15 protein-coding genes are annotated in these 15102 nt (G+C 70.7%); 8 read left to right on the top strand and 7 right to left on the bottom strand.

Going from position 1 to position 15102, the window contains the following annotated elements; genetic code table 11:
- Window positions 1-25: 25 nt before the first annotated feature.
- The 6 genes from ACWC1K_RS36320 to qcrB all read left to right on the top strand — a co-directional run bounded on the left by ACWC1K_RS36320 (window position 26) and on the right by qcrB (window position 7428).
- Window positions 26-1342 carry a glycoside hydrolase family 36 protein gene (locus ACWC1K_RS36320; protein WP_450837177.1) on the top strand — a complete coding sequence of 439 codons (1317 nt, stop codon included), beginning with the start codon at window positions 26-28 and terminating at the stop codon, window positions 1340-1342.
- Complete coding sequence (locus tag ACWC1K_RS36315) at window positions 1339-3351, top strand: beta-galactosidase (RefSeq protein ID WP_450837176.1); 2013 nt, start codon at window positions 1339-1341, stop codon at window positions 3349-3351. Before ACWC1K_RS36320 ends, ACWC1K_RS36315 begins: the two co-directional genes overlap by 4 nt.
- A gap of 38 nt (window positions 3352-3389) precedes the next feature.
- Entirely contained in the window at window positions 3390-3677 is a 288-nt protein-coding gene (locus ACWC1K_RS36310) for a DNA-formamidopyrimidine glycosylase family protein (protein WP_450837175.1), read from the top strand.
- Between the two features lie 141 nt (window positions 3678-3818).
- The gene (locus ACWC1K_RS36305; protein ID WP_450837174.1) at window positions 3819-5120 is read left to right on the top strand and encodes an RNA-guided endonuclease InsQ/TnpB family protein; all 1302 of its coding nucleotides are present in this window, start codon (window positions 3819-3821) and stop codon (window positions 5118-5120) included.
- Between the two features lie 10 nt (window positions 5121-5130).
- Entirely contained in the window at window positions 5131-5730 is a 600-nt protein-coding gene (locus ACWC1K_RS36300) for a helix-turn-helix transcriptional regulator (protein ID WP_450837173.1), read from the top strand.
- 168 nt (window positions 5731-5898) lie between these two features.
- Window positions 5899-7428 (top strand): cytochrome bc1 complex cytochrome b subunit, encoded by a 1530-nt coding sequence (qcrB, locus tag ACWC1K_RS36295; RefSeq protein ID WP_450837172.1) that lies wholly within the window; start codon window positions 5899-5901, stop codon window positions 7426-7428.
- On the opposite strand, the gene ctaF is transcribed toward qcrB, so the two are convergent.
- The 6 genes from ctaF to ACWC1K_RS36265 all read right to left on the bottom strand — a co-directional run bounded on the left by ctaF (window position 7346) and on the right by ACWC1K_RS36265 (window position 12507).
- Window positions 7346-7750, bottom strand: coding sequence for an aa3-type cytochrome oxidase subunit IV (gene ctaF, locus ACWC1K_RS36290; protein ID WP_450837171.1), 405 nt, complete (start codon window positions 7748-7750; stop codon window positions 7346-7348). The genes qcrB and ctaF overlap by 83 nt on opposite strands.
- Window positions 7747-9426, bottom strand: coding sequence for an aa3-type cytochrome oxidase subunit I (ctaD, locus tag ACWC1K_RS36285; protein WP_450837170.1), 1680 nt, complete (start codon window positions 9424-9426; stop codon window positions 7747-7749). The genes ctaF and ctaD overlap by 4 nt, the downstream gene beginning before the upstream one ends.
- Window positions 9427-9584: 158 nt before the next feature.
- A complete protein-coding gene (locus ACWC1K_RS36280) occupies window positions 9585-10607 on the bottom strand; it encodes a Ppx/GppA phosphatase family protein (protein WP_450837169.1) in 1023 nt (340 codons plus the stop codon).
- The gene (locus tag ACWC1K_RS36275) at window positions 10561-11616 is read right to left on the bottom strand and encodes an iron-containing redox enzyme family protein (RefSeq protein ID WP_450837168.1); all 1056 of its coding nucleotides are present in this window, start codon (window positions 11614-11616) and stop codon (window positions 10561-10563) included. The genes ACWC1K_RS36280 and ACWC1K_RS36275 overlap by 47 nt, the downstream gene beginning before the upstream one ends.
- The gene (locus tag ACWC1K_RS36270; RefSeq protein ID WP_344403346.1) at window positions 11613-11834 is read right to left on the bottom strand and encodes a CDGSH iron-sulfur domain-containing protein; all 222 of its coding nucleotides are present in this window, start codon (window positions 11832-11834) and stop codon (window positions 11613-11615) included. Before ACWC1K_RS36270 ends, ACWC1K_RS36275 begins: the two co-directional genes overlap by 4 nt.
- Window positions 11818-12507: a HemK2/MTQ2 family protein methyltransferase gene (locus tag ACWC1K_RS36265; protein WP_450837167.1), complete on the bottom strand. Its 690-nt coding sequence runs from the start codon at window positions 12505-12507 to the stop codon at window positions 11818-11820. The genes ACWC1K_RS36270 and ACWC1K_RS36265 overlap by 17 nt, the downstream gene beginning before the upstream one ends.
- 453 nt (window positions 12508-12960) lie before the next feature.
- Between ACWC1K_RS36265 and ACWC1K_RS36260 the strand changes: the two genes are divergently transcribed.
- A complete protein-coding gene (locus ACWC1K_RS36260; RefSeq protein ID WP_450837166.1) occupies window positions 12961-13461 on the top strand; it encodes a tetratricopeptide repeat protein in 501 nt (166 codons plus the stop codon).
- 77 nt (window positions 13462-13538) lie between these two features.
- On the opposite strand, the gene ACWC1K_RS36255 is transcribed toward ACWC1K_RS36260, so the two are convergent.
- Window positions 13539-13814, bottom strand: coding sequence for a hypothetical protein (locus tag ACWC1K_RS36255; protein WP_450837165.1), 276 nt, complete (start codon window positions 13812-13814; stop codon window positions 13539-13541).
- A 47-nt stretch (window positions 13815-13861) separates the two neighbouring features.
- Between ACWC1K_RS36255 and ACWC1K_RS36250 the strand changes: the two genes are divergently transcribed.
- Window positions 13862-15052 (top strand): cupin domain-containing protein, encoded by a 1191-nt coding sequence (locus ACWC1K_RS36250; protein WP_450837164.1) that lies wholly within the window; start codon window positions 13862-13864, stop codon window positions 15050-15052.
- The last annotated feature ends 50 nt before the right edge of the window (window positions 15053-15102 follow it).

The raw sequence follows: 15102 nt of genomic DNA, 5'->3' as shown, positions 1-15102 counted from the left end.
GCCCTCCCTCTTGAAAGAGACCTCCGTGCAGCACCACCCCTTCACCGCCGTCGCCTCCGTCCCCGTGGACCCGGTCAACGCCCGGGTCCACGAGGAGGGCTGGCAGTCCTGGAGCCCCAGCGGCGCCTACGCCCTCGACGACACGCCGTACCGTCCGACCAACGACAACTGGGCGACCGTCTGCTATCGCCCCGGTGTGACCGCCCCCGAGGGCACCTTCCAGGGCGAGGGCCTGCTGGCGCTCGACCCCGGCGACGGCTCCCCGGTCCGTCTGTGGGCGGCCGTCGACCCCACCGGCGAGGTGCCGTCCATCCGCCTGACGGTGACGGACGGCCTCGCGGAGGTCACCGCCGACGGCGTGGTGAAGGAGTGGACGGGGGTGAACATCCAGGCGGTGCTGGGCAGTTGGGCCGAGAGTCTCGGTGTCGAGCCGCCGCGCCCGGCGCCGACCGTCTGGTGCTCCTGGTACGAGTACTTCACGAACGTCACCGAGGACGACATCCACGAGAACCTCCGTGCGATGGACACCCTCGACCTGCCGATCGACGTGGTCCAGATCGACGACGGCTACCAGAAGGCCCTCGGCGACTGGCTCACCCTCTCCGGCCGCTTCCGCTCCCGCGAGGGCATCGCGGACGCCATCCGGGCCCGCGGCCGCCGGGCCGGCATCTGGACGGCCCCCTTCCTGGTCGACCCGGCAAGCGAGCTGGCCACCGAGCACCCCGACTGGCTGGTCCGCGACACCACCGGCGGCTTCACCCACGCCGGCCGCAACTGGGGCCACGACCTGCGCGTCCTGGACACCACGCACCCCGAGGCCGCGGCGTATCTGACCGAGGTCTTCCGCACCCTCCGCACCGAGGGCTACGACTACTTCAAGGTCGACTTCCTGTACGCGGGCGCGCTGGACGGCGTACGGCACAAGGACGTCGACGCCCTCACCGCGTACCGCGAGGGCATCGAGCTGATCCGCCAGGCGATCGGCCCGGACGCGTATCTGCTGGGCTGCGGCGCCCCGATCCTGCCCTCGATCGGCCTGTTCGACGCGATGCGGGTGAGCCCGGACACGGCCCCGCACCGCCGCCCCGAGGCCGACGACTTCAGCCAGCCGGGCCAGGACCCGGCCGAGTTCACCGGCGCCGGACGCCAGTGGCAGCACGGCCGCCTCTGGGTCAACGACCCCGACTGCCTGATGGCCCGCCCGGCCGTGGAGACACGGGAGCGCTGGGCGGCGCACGTGGAGGCGACCGGCGGCCTGATGGCCTCCAGCGACCGCCTCCTGTCCCTGGACGAGTGGGGCGTGGCCACCACCCGCCGACTGCTCTCGGGAGGTGAGCGATGACCCGCGCCCTGAATGTGCCCGGCATCGCCTACGGCGGCGACTACAACCCCGAGCAGTGGCCCGAGGAGGTCTGGGCCGAGGACATGCGTCTGATGGCCGAGGCCGGGGTCACCATGGTCAGCGTCAACATCTTCTCCTGGGCGCTGCTGGAACCCTCCGAGGGCACGTACGACTTCTCGCGCCTCGACCGCATCCTCGACCTGCTGCACGCCCACGGGATCGCCGCCGACCTGGCGACCCCGACGGCGGCCCCGCCGGCCTGGTTCTTCGTGAAGCACCCGGAAGCGCTGCCGGTGGACCAGGACGGCCGCAGGCTCTCGTACGGCAGCCGTCAGACGTTCTGCCCGTCGAGCCCCGCCTACCGCGAGGCGGCCCTGCGCATGGCCGGCGAGCTGGCCCGGCGGTACGCGGACCACCCGGCGGTCGTGATGTGGCACGTCCACAACGAGTACGGCTGCCACAACGCGGAGTGCTACTGCGACGTGAGCGCGGAGGCGTTCCGCGCCTGGCTCCAGGACCGCTACGCGAGCCTGGACGCCCTCAACCATGCCTGGGGCACCACCTTCTGGAGCCAGTGGTACTACGACTGGGACCAGATCCTGCCGCCGCGCGCGACGGGCGCGGTCCCGAACCCGACCCACCGGCTGGACTGGCGCCGCTTCTGCAGCGACGCCCTGCTCTCGCTGTACGAGGCCGAGCGGGACGTCCTGCGGGAGGCCGCGCCTCAGACCCCCGCCACCACCAACTTCATGGTGATGTTCAACTTCGACGCCCTGGACTACTGGCGCTGGGCGCCCGAGCTGGACATCGTCTCCAACGACCACTACCTCCAGTCCGCCGACCCCGAGTCGCAGATCGACATCGCCCTCAGCGGCGACCTGGTCCGCTCGCTCGCGGGCGGCCCGTGGCTGCTCATGGAGCACTCCACGGGCGCGGTGAACTGGCAGCCCGTCAACCGCGCCAAGACGGCGGGGGAGTTGCGCCGCAACGCGCTCGCCCATGTGGCGCGCGGCGCCGACGGCATCGCCTACTTCCAGTGGCGGGCGGCGAAGGCGGGCGCCGAGCAGTGGCACTCGGCGATGCTGCCGCACGCCGGCACCGACAGCCAGATCTGGCGGGACGTGGTCCAACTGGGCGCGGACCTACGGGCGTTGGCGGAGGTGCGGGGCGCGACCGGCACCGCCGAGGTCGCCGTCGTCTGGGACTGGAACGCCCGCTGGGCCATGGAACTCCCCTCGCAGCCCAGCGGTGAACTGCACTTCCAGGACCTGGTCCGGGCCTGGTACGAGCCCCTGTGGCGCTCGGGCGTGGCGGTGGACTTCGTACGCCCCGACGCGGACCTGTCGCCGTACCGCCTGGTCCTCGCCCCCTCGCTGTACCTGATCGACGACGCGGGCGCGGCCAACCTCACCGGCTTCGCGGAGCGCGGCGGCACCCTGGCGGTCGGCTTCCACAGCGGCATGGTGGACGCCAACTGCCATGTGCGGCTGGGCGGTTACCCGGGCGCCTTCCGCGAGGCCCTCGGCATCCGCACGGACGAGCTCTTCCCGCTGCTGCCCGGGCAGACGGTGGCCCTGAGCGACGGCGGCACGGGCACGCTCTGGTCGGAGCGGGTACGGCTGGAGGGCGCCCAGGCGGTGACGTCGTACACGGACGGGCCGCTCGCCGGGGTGCCGGCGGTGACCCGCAACGCGTACGGAACGGGCGCGGCCTGGTACGTGGCCACCCACCCCGACCCGGAGGCGCTGGCCGGCCTTCTGGAGCGCATCCGGGTGGAGGCCGGGGTCGAGCCGGTGCGCTCCGCTCCGGAGGGCGTGGAGGCGGCTCTGCGGCGCGGCACCGAAGCCGACTACCTCTTCCTGATCAACCACACGGACCAGGACGCCGTGGTCGCCGCCTCCGCGGGGGCGACCGAGCTGCTGTCCGGGAAGCCGGTGGCCGGCGGCAGGGTGACGGTGGCGGCGGGGGAGGCCGTGGTGGTGCGGGAGCCGCGGGTGGGTACCCGGTAGCGAAGCCGCCGGAGCCTCCCCGAGCGAGGTGAGCCGTCATGCCGGAGCTGCCGGACGTCGAGGGATTCCGGAAGGTCTTCGTGGACTGCGCGAAGGGGAGGCTGATCCGGCACGTCGACGTCCGTGACGCGGGCGTCCTGCACGGGGTGGGCGCGCGGCGGCTGCGGGAGGCCCTGGAGGGCCGCCGCTTCACCGGGGCGGAGCGCCACGGGAAGTGGCTCCTGGCCCGCACCGGCCGGCCCACCCTCGTGCTCCACCTTTCTTTCCTGGTAGGGGTAGTCGGATCACCGCAAGGGCGATCCGGCGTGTCGGGTGGACGGCGCTGAGGCGGGCCCCAGAGAGGTGCGGCGACTCGGAGTTGAGGGAGAGGTGGCCGGGCGAGGGCGGCGGCCGGGAGCGGTCACTCGGACGGGTGATGTTGATCGATGGTGTGCGCGGTCGGGGAACGCGCGGGCTACGTTCGCGGCATGGCACGTTTCCGGATGTACCCGACGTCCGCGCAGGCGGAGCAGATGCTCACGCACTGCGCGCACGCGAGGTACGTGTGGAATCTCGCCGTCGAGCAGCACGCGCACTGGAAGCCCGGCCGGAGAGGCGCGCCCGGTTTCGCGGAGCAGTGCCGCCAGCTCACCGAGGCCCGGCGGGAGAACGAGTGGCTGGGTGCTGGCAATGCGGACGTGCAGCAGCAGGCGCTCAAGGACTTTGCCAAGGCCAAGAATGCCAAGTTCACATCCGGGTTCGGTGAGCCGACCTGGCGCAGGAAGTTCCGTCACGAGGGCTTCCGGGTCATCGGAACCGACCGCGTACCCGAGTACAACGCCGACGGCTCGCCGAAGCTGAACGCGAAGACGGACAAGCAGGTCATGGGCCGGTCGGTGGTCGTGCAGAAGCTGAACCGGCGGTGGGCGCAGGTCAAGGTGCCCGGCTGCGGCTGGGTCCGCTTCCGCCTCAGCGCTCAGGGCAAGGGCGCGAAGCTGCCCGACGCCAAGACGTTCCGGGTCACCTACCGCCACGGCCAGTGGCACATCGCCTTCGCCGTCATCCCCGCGCCGATTCCCGCGCCCGGTACGGGCGAGGTCATCGGTATCGACCGGGGTGTGACGATCACGGCGGCCCTGTCGGACGGCCGCACCCTGAACTGCCCGCAGCTCACCGTCAGGGAGCGGGCGCAGATCCGCAAGCACGAGCGGCGCGCGGCACGGGCTAGGAAGAACAGCCCGCAGAAGGCGGCTGGGTACGCGAAGGTCGCCAGGCTCAAGGCGCGGGAAGCGAACCGGCGCAAGGACTGGTGCGAGAAGATCAGTACCATGCTCGCCCGCACCTATGGCCTGGTGCGGTTCGAGAAGTTGAACATCAAGAACATGACCCGCTCGGCGAGGGGAAGCGCCGAGCAGCCGGGCAGGCACGTGGCGCAGAAAGCCGGGCTCAACCGGGGCATCCTCGCTCAGGGGTGGGGCCTGCTGCGCCGGCGCACCGCGGACAAGGCGCCCGGCCGGGTCGAGGACGTTCCCGCCCCCTACACCTCGCTGCGGTGCAGTGCCTGTGGATGGATCGAGAAGAACTCACGCAAGAGCCAAGCTGAGTTCGAGTGTGTGTCCTGTGGCTTCACCTGCAATGCGGACACCAATGCGGCAGTCAACGTCGCGGCAGGACAGGGCGGGATTCCCCGCCCCCGGCATGCAGCCGGTGCCGGAGGGGTGACAGCGGCCACCAGCCGTTCGAGCGCCCGTGAACCTCAACCTGCCTGGGTTGGAATCCCCCTCTTTTGAGAGGGGGAGGATGTCAATTCGGCATGACCGGCCTGCCACGGCGCGGCGCCGCAGCCAGGCGGGCACCTTCGTCGTGCGGCCGTCCCACGCCCCGGGCCCTGGCCTTCTGGTGCTGCTCTCCCCCGACCTGCGGGTCCTCGCCCGTACCCCGGACACCTACGCCTATCTGAGCCTGCTGGTGCCCTCCGGGTGCGGTCGCCCGGAGGTGCCCGCGAGTGCCTACGACGTCGCCGCCCAGCTGCTGGCCGTCGAGGCCGGGGTCGACGCGAACCCGCCGCGCTCCCGGGTCCACCTGGCGGACGGCCTGTGGCTGACCCTGAGCGCCGCCCGGATCGGCGACACGGCGCCGCCCGCCCGGCGGCGGGCCATCGCCGTCACCATCGAGGAGACCTCACCGGCCGAGCGGCTCGCCGTGTTCGCCAGGGCCCACGCCCTGAGCCCCCGGGAGAGCGTCCTCCTCGGCCACCTGGCCAAGGGCGGCGACAGCCACGCCCTGGCCGACCGGATGTCCCTGTCGGAGCACACCGTGCAGGACCACCTCAAGTCGATCTTCGCCAAGACCTCCACCAACAACCGCGGAATGCTGCTCGCCCGCGCGCTGGGGGCGTGAGGTCAGCCGATCGGGTGCGACACCTCCGGCGCACGAGTGTTTCGTGACCGAGGGGTACTCGCCGCTTGCGCTCCGGGCAACAGATGCCGGAGCAGGCGGCGTCGAAGGGAGAGCGGCCGTGAGGTGGGTGCCGTACGAGGAAGCCCTCGGCCGCGCCATGGGCCCGTCGTGACGGTGTCCGGGGCGGCTCGCCCGTCCCACCCCGGGGAGCGGCTGGCGGACGCGGTGGACGCCCGGCTGCCCGTGTACGACGGGGGCGGCCGGCTGTTGCGCAAGGCGTTCCCGGACCACTGGTCGTTCCTGCTCGGCGAGTTGGCGCTCTACAGCCTGCTCGTCCTGGTGCTGACCGGTGTGTGGCTGACCCTCTTCTTCAAGCCGGAGATGCGGGAGGTCGTCTACGACGGGCCGTACACCCCGCTGCGGGGCGTGCGCATGTCACAGGCCTTCGACTCCACCCTGCACATCAGCTTCGACGTGCGGGGCGGGCTGCTGATCCGTCAGCTGCACCACTGGGCCGCCCTGGTGTTCGTCTCCGCGATCGGCCTGCACCTGCTGCGGATCTTCTTCACCGGTGCCTTCCGCAGGCCGCGGGAGCTGAACTGGGTCATCGGCGTCACCCTGTTCGTGCTCGCCCTGGCCGAGGGCTTCGCCGGCTACTCGCTGCCGGACGACCTGCTCTCGGGCACCGGCCTGCGCATCGCCGAGGGGATCATGCTGTCCATCCCCGTGGTGGGGACGTACCTCGCCTTCTTCGTCTTCGGAGCCCAGTACCCGGGCCACGACGTCATCCCGCGGCTGTACGGCCTGCATGTCCTGCTGCTGCCGGGAGCGCTGATCGCCCTGGTCACCCTGCATCTGATCCTCGTCTTCCACCTCAAGCACACCCAGTGGCGCGGACCGGGCCGCACCCACGCGAACGCCGTCGGAAGGCCCCTCCACCCGAGCTTCACGGCCTCCTCCGCCGGCCTGTCCCTCATCGTGTTCGGGGTGCTGGCCGTCCTCTCCGGCGTCGCGCAGATCAACCCGGTCTGGGTGTACGGCCCCTACCGGCCGGACCAGGTGTCCACCGGGTCCCAGCCCGACTGGTACGTCGGCTTCCTGGAGGGCGCGCTGCGGCTCGTACCGCCCTGGGAGACGAACATCGCGGGGCACACGCTCATGTGGAACGTCCTGCTGCCGGCGGTCGTCCTGCCCGGACTGTTCTTCGCCGTCCTGTACGCCTACCCCTTCGTCGAGCAGCGGCTGACCGGCGAGTGGCTCACCGAACAGCACCTGTGCGACCGGCCCCGCGAACGGCCCGTCCGCACCGGCCTCGGCGTCGCGGGCATCACCTTCTACGGCGTCCTGCTGCTGGCCGGCGGCAACGACGTGCTGGCCGCGACCTTCCGCATCTCGGTCAACGCCCTCACCTGGATCCTGCGCATCGCCCTGATCGTGGGCCCGCTGCTCGCCTTCGTGGTCACCCGCGCGCTGTGCCACGCCCTCCTGGAGGCGGAACGCGAACGTCTCGCCGAGGGCGAGGAGACCGGCGAGGTGCGCCAGAGCGTGGCCGGGGGCTACGAGAGCGGCCACCGCCCCGTCACCGAGTTCCGGCCGGGCGCCCCGCGCGTCCCGCTCACTCCTGTGGACCGGCACCCCGGTCCACGTACTGGAACACCAGACCAAGAACACCCCGGCCCAGCACGCCGAAGCCGATGAGGAACAGCCACAGGCCGAAGACCACGCCGGTCGCCGTGACCGCGAAACCGAACGCGGTGACGATCGGCCAGGGGCTGTGCGGCGGGAAGAACTCCAGTGGCCCCGCGGCGTCGGCCACCTCGGCGTCCCCGCGGTCCTGGGGGCGTCGGCCGTGCCGGGCGTACTGCACGGCGCAGAAGAACGACACCAGCCCGGCCATCGCGAACGCCACGACGAGCGCCGCGGTGCCGGCCGGGTCCCAGTGGGACCACACGCCGTAGAGCGCCGCCGAGCCGCCGAAAAAGGCGGCCACGACACCGAAGAGCACGGCCTCCACCTTCACCGCAGGCCCTCCTGCCTGGTCTGCTGGACCACATCGGGGTGGTGCAGGTCGAAGGCCGGGGACTCCGAGCGCACCCGGGGCAGCGCCGTGAAGTTGTGCCGGGGCGGCGGACAGGAGGTGGCCCATTCCAGGCCCCGCCCGTACCCCCAGGGATCGTCCTCCGCCACCTTCCGCCCGTGCCGGGAGGTGTGCCACACGTTGTAGAGGAACGGCAGGGTGGACACACCGAGCAGGAACGCGCCCGCCGACGACAGCGTGTTGAGCAGGGTGAACCCGTCGGACGGCAGATAGTCGGCGTACCGGCGCGGCATGCCCGACTCGCCCAGCCAGTGCTGCACCAGGAACGTCAGCTGGAACGCCGGGAACAGCAGCCAGAAGTGCAGCTTGCCCAGGCGCTCGTCGAGCATCTTCCCGGTGATCTTCGGCCACCAGAAGTAGAAGCCCGCGAACATCGCGAAGACCACGGTGCCGAAGAGCACGTAGTGCAGATGGGCCACCACGAAGTACGTGTCGGTGACATGGAAGTCGAGCGGCGGCGAGGCGAGCAGCACTCCGCTGAGCCCGCCCAGCAGGAACGACACCAGGAAACCGATCGACCACAGCATCGGCGTCTCGAAGGACACCGAGCCGTGCACCATCGTCCCGATCCACGCGAAGAACTTGATGCCCGTGGGCACCGCGATCAGGAACGACATCACGGAGAAGAACGGCAGCAGCACGGCGCCGGTGGCGAACATGTGGTGCGCCCACACCACCGCCGACAGCATGGTGATCGTGGTCGTCGCCCCGATCATCGGCAGATAGCCGAAAAGCGGCTTGCGCGAGAACACCGGGATGATCTCCGAGATGATCCCGAAGAACGGCAGCGCGACGATGTAGACCTCGGGATGCCCGAAGAACCAGAACAGGTGCTGCCACAGCAGGGCGCCGCCGTTGGTGGCGTCGAAGACGTGCGAGCCGAACTTCCGGTCGCACTCCAGGGCCAGCAGCGCGGCCGTGAGCACCGGGAACGCGGGCAGCACCAGGATCGACGTGAACAGCACGTTCCAGGTGAACATCGGCATCCGGAACATCGTCATGCCGGGGGCGCGCAGACACAGGATCGTGGTGATGAAGTTGACCGCGCCCAGTGTGGTCGACACCCCGGTGACCACCAGCCCCATCACCCACAGGTCACCGCCCGCGCCGGGCGAGAAGTACGCGCTGTTCAGCGGCGCGTACGCGAACCAGCCGAAGGCAGCCGCGCCGCCCGGCACCACGAACCCCGACACCACCATCAGACCGCCGAACAGATACAGCCAGTACGACAGCGCGTTGAGCCGGGGGAACGCCACGTCCGGGGCGCCGATCTGCAGGGGCATCACGGCGTTCGCGAACCCGGCGAACATCGGGGTGGCGAACAGCAGCATCATGATCGTGCCGTGAATGGTGAACAGCTGGTTGTAGGTGTGCTCGTTCATGAACTGCAGCCCCGGGCGGGCCAGTTCGGCACGCATGCCGAGAGCGAGCAGGCCGGCGAGGAGGAAGAAGCAGAACGAGGTCACCATGTACAGCCGGCCGATCACCTTGTGGTCGGTCGTCGAGGCCCAGGTGAGCAGCGTGCGCCCCAGTGGGACGGCGGCGCCGCGAGACGCACGCCCCGTGCCTTCCTCGAGGCGGCTCGACGCTTCGGTCATTGTTCTCCTCAGCCGTGCCGAGAGCGAGAAGCGCCTCGCGAGTGCCCGCCCCGACCGACGGGAAACCAGCGACTCCTCTGCGTGACGACGCTACCCACGCGCCGGTCGGCACAGCGTCTGCCACGCCCCCGGAGCCGGACCGGTTCGCCCGGCCGCCATCAGGGCATCGACGAGGCGGCCACCCGCAGGGGGCGCGTGGCCACGGTGACCCCGTCCAGGGGCCGCGCCGCCTCGTCCTCGCCCTCCAGGTCTGCCCACCAGTCGGGGCCGTCCTCCAGCCAGCGCAGCAGGATCCCCTCGCGCAGCGCCCAGGGACAGATGGCGACGGTCTTCACACCGCTGAGTTTCATCGCGGTGTGAGCGACGATCGCCCCGGCCAGGCTCTGCCGGGCCCGGGCCTTGGAGATGCCGGGCAGTTCGGCCCGCCGGTCGGCGGGCAGCGCGGCCAGCCGGTCGATCGCACGGCGCAGGTCGCAGCGGGGCAGGACGCGCTCGACGAACGGGCCGCGGCGCCCCGGCGCGGCCCCGCACAGTCGTGCCAGCTGCTGGAACGTACGGGAGGTGGCGACGGCGGTCTGCGGATGCTCCCAGCGGATACGGGCGGAGGCGTCGCGCAGCTGATGGCGCGCCCGGCGGCGCAGGGCTGCCGTCCCGGACGTCCTCAGGGGATCCGCCGAGTGCGGGAAATCCTTGGTGAGACGGTTGGCGCCCAACGGCAGCGAGACCGCGAACTCCGGCACCCGGCCCCGGCCGAAGGCGACCTCCAGGGAGCCGCCGCCGATGTCGAAGAGGGCCAGCGGGCCCGAGCGCCAGCCCATCCACCGCCGGGCACCCAGGAACAGCCGGGCCTCCACCTCACCCGGCAGCACCCGCAGGCTCAGGCCGGTCCGGTCGTGCACCGCCCGCAGGACGTCCGCACGGTCGGGCGCGTCACGCACCACGGAGGTGGCGAACACCAGGGGCTCTGGCGCGTCCCACTCGCCGGCCATCTCCGCCGCCGCGGTCAGGGCCGTGACCAGCTTCTCGGTGCCCGCCTCTCCGAGGCGTCCGTCGTCCCTCACCTGGTCGGACAGGCGCAGCTTCCACTTCGCCGTGTGCACCGGAAGCGGGACTCCCGCCTCCGCGTCGCTGACCTCAAGCCGGACCGTGTTCGAACCGACGTCCAGCACGCTCAGTCTCATGGACCCGGGGTACCCCGCCCGGGCGGCGCCAGTCCGCCAGCAGCCTGGCCGCCAGGGCGTCCTCCAGACGACCGGTCGTGCGGATCCCGAAGACCACATCGCCCTCCAGGCCCGGTTCGCTCTCCAGCAGGCCGCCGACGACGTCGTGCCGTACGACCTGTTCGTGCACGGCGTCGGCCTCGACGTGCTCGGTGTAGAACCGCACGGCCGCAGGGCCGGCCCCGGCCCTGCGCATCGCCTCGGCGAGCCGGCGGGAGGCCGGGGACGAGGTCACCTCGACCGCGGCGAAGTGCCCGACGAGCGCCCCGCGCAGCGCCCGGTGCAGACCGAACAGGGACATCAGATTGACGGTCGCGAGCGCCTCCGCGGGGGCGGCGTCGACGTAGTGCCCGTACGCCGTCTCCAGCCCCAGGTCCGCCATGAGGTCGGCGTACAGCTGTGCGTGGATCTCGTCCGCGCGGCCCGCGCCGAACTCGTCGAACTCGACCGCGACCATCGCCGCCTTGGCCCGGCCGTGCAGCCGGGGGATGACCCAGGCGTGCGGATCCGCCTCCTTGAGGTGGTAGAGCGAGCGCAGGGCCGCATAGTCCCGCAGATGGCCGAGATCGCCTTCGTCGCGCAGGAAGTGCGAGACGCTGCCCGTGGTGTCCACCGGCTCGACCTGGAGTTCGTCCAGCGCCTGCCGGGCCGTGTCGGTGCCGTCCACCGGCACGTCCGCGCGCAGTGCGGCCAGGAAGCGGTCCTCGATCGCACCGCGGCGGGCCAGCAGACCACTGTCCCACTCAAGACCCTCGGGCACCCCTTGGAAGCCCTCGTAGTGCAGCTCGTAGAGGACGTAGAGGGCGAGCTGCAGGTCCTCGCCGTACGGCGCGCAGTCCGCCGGAGCGGGAAGGCTCCCGGGGGCCGAACCCCGCAGCAGGGCCAGCACGGCGGCGGAGAGCGGGCCCCGTGGTGCGGGCAGTGGCGGGGGCCGGTGGCGCGACTGGTCCCGGGGGCGGGCCGGGCTCATTCGGGTCCGCCTTCGCAGGGCCGCCGGCCGCGGCGGCGATGGCTGGTGTCGCACCAGGGGAACGTACGGCTGCGGCGGCAGGTGCAGACGGCCACCGTGAAGCGCCGGGAGACCGTCACCTCGCCGTTCTCGTCCACCACTTCGACCGGTCCCTCGATGAGCAGGGGCCCGTCGCGCTGGACACGAACCCGGCGGGGGCGGTCAGATGTGTTCGGCACGGATCACCACCAGCTCCTCCGTCGTACCGCCGGCCGTCAGCCCCCGCTCGCGCAGCCAGCCGAGCCGTGAACACAGCACGCGGCCGAACGGGAGCCGGGTCCGGTCGACGACCTCGGCACGCAGACCGGCGTTCGTGAGGCGGCCCAGCGTGGTGTCGATGCCGCACAGATGCGAGTGCACGAGCAGCAGCGCGCCCGTCGGCCGCAGGAACGTCGACACGGTGTCGCAGATGCGGTCGATCAGCAACCGGCCGTCCGGACCGGCGTCCCAGGCCCGGGCGGCACCCGCGGGCGGCGTCTCGTCCCGGGCGGGCACATAGGGCGGGTTGGCGACCACGAGGTCGAAGCGCCGGCCGGGTACGGCCGAGGCGAGGTCGCCGTGGCGCACTCGCAGGGTCTGCCCGTTCAGCAGGGCGTTGAACCAGGTGGCCGCGACCGCCCGCCAGGAGATGTCGACCGCGGTGACCCGGCCGCCGAGCCGCGCCGCCTCCACCGCGAGCACTCCGCTCCCGGTGCCGAGGTCCAGCACGTCCGTACGTTCCGTGATCGCCTCGCGGCACATCGCCCGCCGCAGCAGCCGGGTGTCGGTCTGCGGTGCGTAGACGCCCCGCGGGACCCAGCAACGGGGCGGGGCGGGGACGATCGAGCGGCTGGTGGTCAGAGGTGTCTCCATCAGCCCGGAGCCTTCCCACTGGGACGAGCGCCACCGCGGGGGGACGGCGGCGTCCCACGGGTACCCCCTGGCGACAGACGTAACGACCGGAGCCGAGGGTCCTTCCCGGCGCACTGTTCAACCGCTGCCCGGCATCTGTTGAACAGTGCGCATCGCGGTAAGTCGCGGACGGGCTTGATCGGTTGACGGATATCCCGGGTTCCGGCGAATATTTCATCAGTCGCCGGGAACAGCCCGGGGAAAACGAAGAAGGGAAGTGAATCGCGATGGAGAACGTCGAGTTCGACGACATCGAGTTCATCGAGACGGCCGAGGAGCTGCTCGCCACCTCCTACTACAAGAACATCCAGTAATTGTTCTTGAAGTAGCAGTGGGGAAGGGCGGCGTCCTCGGACGCCGCCCCTCGCCGCATCATCCGCCAAAAACAGAGCTTAGAGCTGGAAGGTTGTCGCAGTGACGACATCAGATACGGTCTGGGAAGAGCGGATCGCCGCCCTGTGGTCCGCCCTTGACGACCACGAAGAGGAGGAGTTCCTCGAAAGGGTCAGGGGACTCGTCGCGGAACTTCCGGCGGACGATGCGAGGATTCCTTTCGAGCTCGCCTGCGCGTTTGACTCCACCGGTCACTCCGACCGCGCAGTCCCCCTCTACCGGCAGGCGCTGGAAGCCGGTCTCACCGGTGTGCGCCGCCGCCGCGCCGTCATCCAACTGGCCAGCTCCCTGCGGAACGTCGGCCAGGTCAAGGAGAGCGTCGCCCTGCTGGAAGCCGAGCGCGCGGCCGGATCCGACCTGCTGGACGACGCCGTCGCCGGCTTTCTCGCCCTCGCGCTCGCCGACGTCGGCCGCGAGCGGGAGGCGCTCTCGTATGCGCTCGTCGCGCTGGCCAAGCATCTGCCGAGATACAACCGTTCGCTCGCAAACTATGCCGGAGACCTGATCTCGGAATCGGCATAGGATCGCCGTGTAATTCTGCCTCGCGCGCCCGGGCGTCATGACGACGATGCCCGGGCGCTTTTGTTTTTCCCGGCAATTCAAGTGCGGACCGTGCGCAGTTGAACGCGTTGACCCGAATCCCGGTTCTGGGCGAAGATTTCATCAGTCGCCGGGAACAGCCCGGGGAAAACGAAGAAGGGAAGTGAATCGCGATGGAGAACGTCGAGTTCGACGACATCGAGTTCATCGAGACGGCCGAGGAGCTGCTCGCCACCTCCTACTACAAGAACATCCAGTAATTGTTCTTGAAGTAGCAGTGGGGAAGGGCGGCGTCCTCGGACGCCGCCCCTCGCCCGGCACAGCCGCAGGACCATCACGGCTTCCCCGTCACATACGCAATCGAATTCATTGAGAGGCAGGCATGGCGGACTACGCATTCGCGGACCTGGTGGGAGACGAGCAGGTCTTCTTCGCCGAGTACTTCAACAAGAAGCCCATGCTGCGGAAGAACGCCGTGCCGGGGGACCCGCGCGACATACTCTCGCTCCGCAAGCTGGACCAGCTGGTGAACCTCGAGGTGATCCGGCCGCCCTACATCAAGGTGAACCTCAAGGGCAACGGCGTGCCCGAGCAGGGCTACAGCCGCAATGTCGTCGTGCAGGGGCAGACCATCACGGACGTGGTGGACCCCGAGAAGATCTACGAGCTCTTCCGCGCCGGCGCCACCGTCACCTGGTGCTCGCTCAACCAGATCGACCCGGCCATGCGTGACTTCACCCGCCTCATCACCGAGAAGATGGCCGTGCGCACCGACACGGTGGCCTTCCTGACGCCCGCCGGCAAGAAGGGCTACCCGCCGCACCACGACCCGGTCGACCTGTTCATCGTCCAGCTCGAAGGCACCAAGCACTGGAAGCTGTGGAACCCGCCGACCCCGCGCCTGGGCGACAACGCCCAGTACACGCTGGAGGGTCTCGGCGAGCCGGAGATCGAGGTCTCCCTCCAGCCCGGTGACGTGCTCTACCTGCCCTACGGCACGCCGCACGCGGCGACCGCCGAGGACAAGGCCTCGCTGCACCTGTCGATCATGATGCGTCCGCGCATGTGGCGGGACCTGCTGCGGGAGACCTTCGAGGACCTGCTGACGGCCGAGGTGTTCACCGCGTACCCGCACATCGGCGAGCTGCGTGAGGCGCACGTCGAGGCCGTCTTCAAGGAGAAGATCCAGGAGCTGGTGGCGCGTCTGGAGTCCGTCGACACATCGGCCGAGCTGGACCGGCTCGCCGAGATCGGCCGGCACCTGGACGGCAGCTCGAAGGGCACCACCTTCCAGAACATCGCCGACACCGACGACATCGGCCCGGACACGCGGTTGCGCCGCGGCGGAGCGGCCCTGACGTTCGGTGACGACGAGGGCGGCCGCACCCAGCTGGTCGTCAAGGGCCACAAGATCGCGGTACCCACACCGATCGCCGAAACCCTGGCCGCGCTCGGCCCGGACGCGGAGATCGAGGCGTCCCACGTGTTCCCCGGTGTGGACGCGCTCCGCTCGGCCAAGGCGGCTCAGGGACTCACCCGACTGGGTGTGTTCGAGCTGGCCCAGGCCGGGTGACGAGCCGCTGGTACCCCTCGCGAACCGTCGCGGGCCCCCACGCCTTCGGG

It is taken from the genome of Streptomyces sp. NPDC001492 (assembly GCF_053597275.1).
The sequence above is the reverse complement of the archived record's forward strand: the minus strand, read 5'-3'. Positions and strand labels throughout refer to the sequence as shown.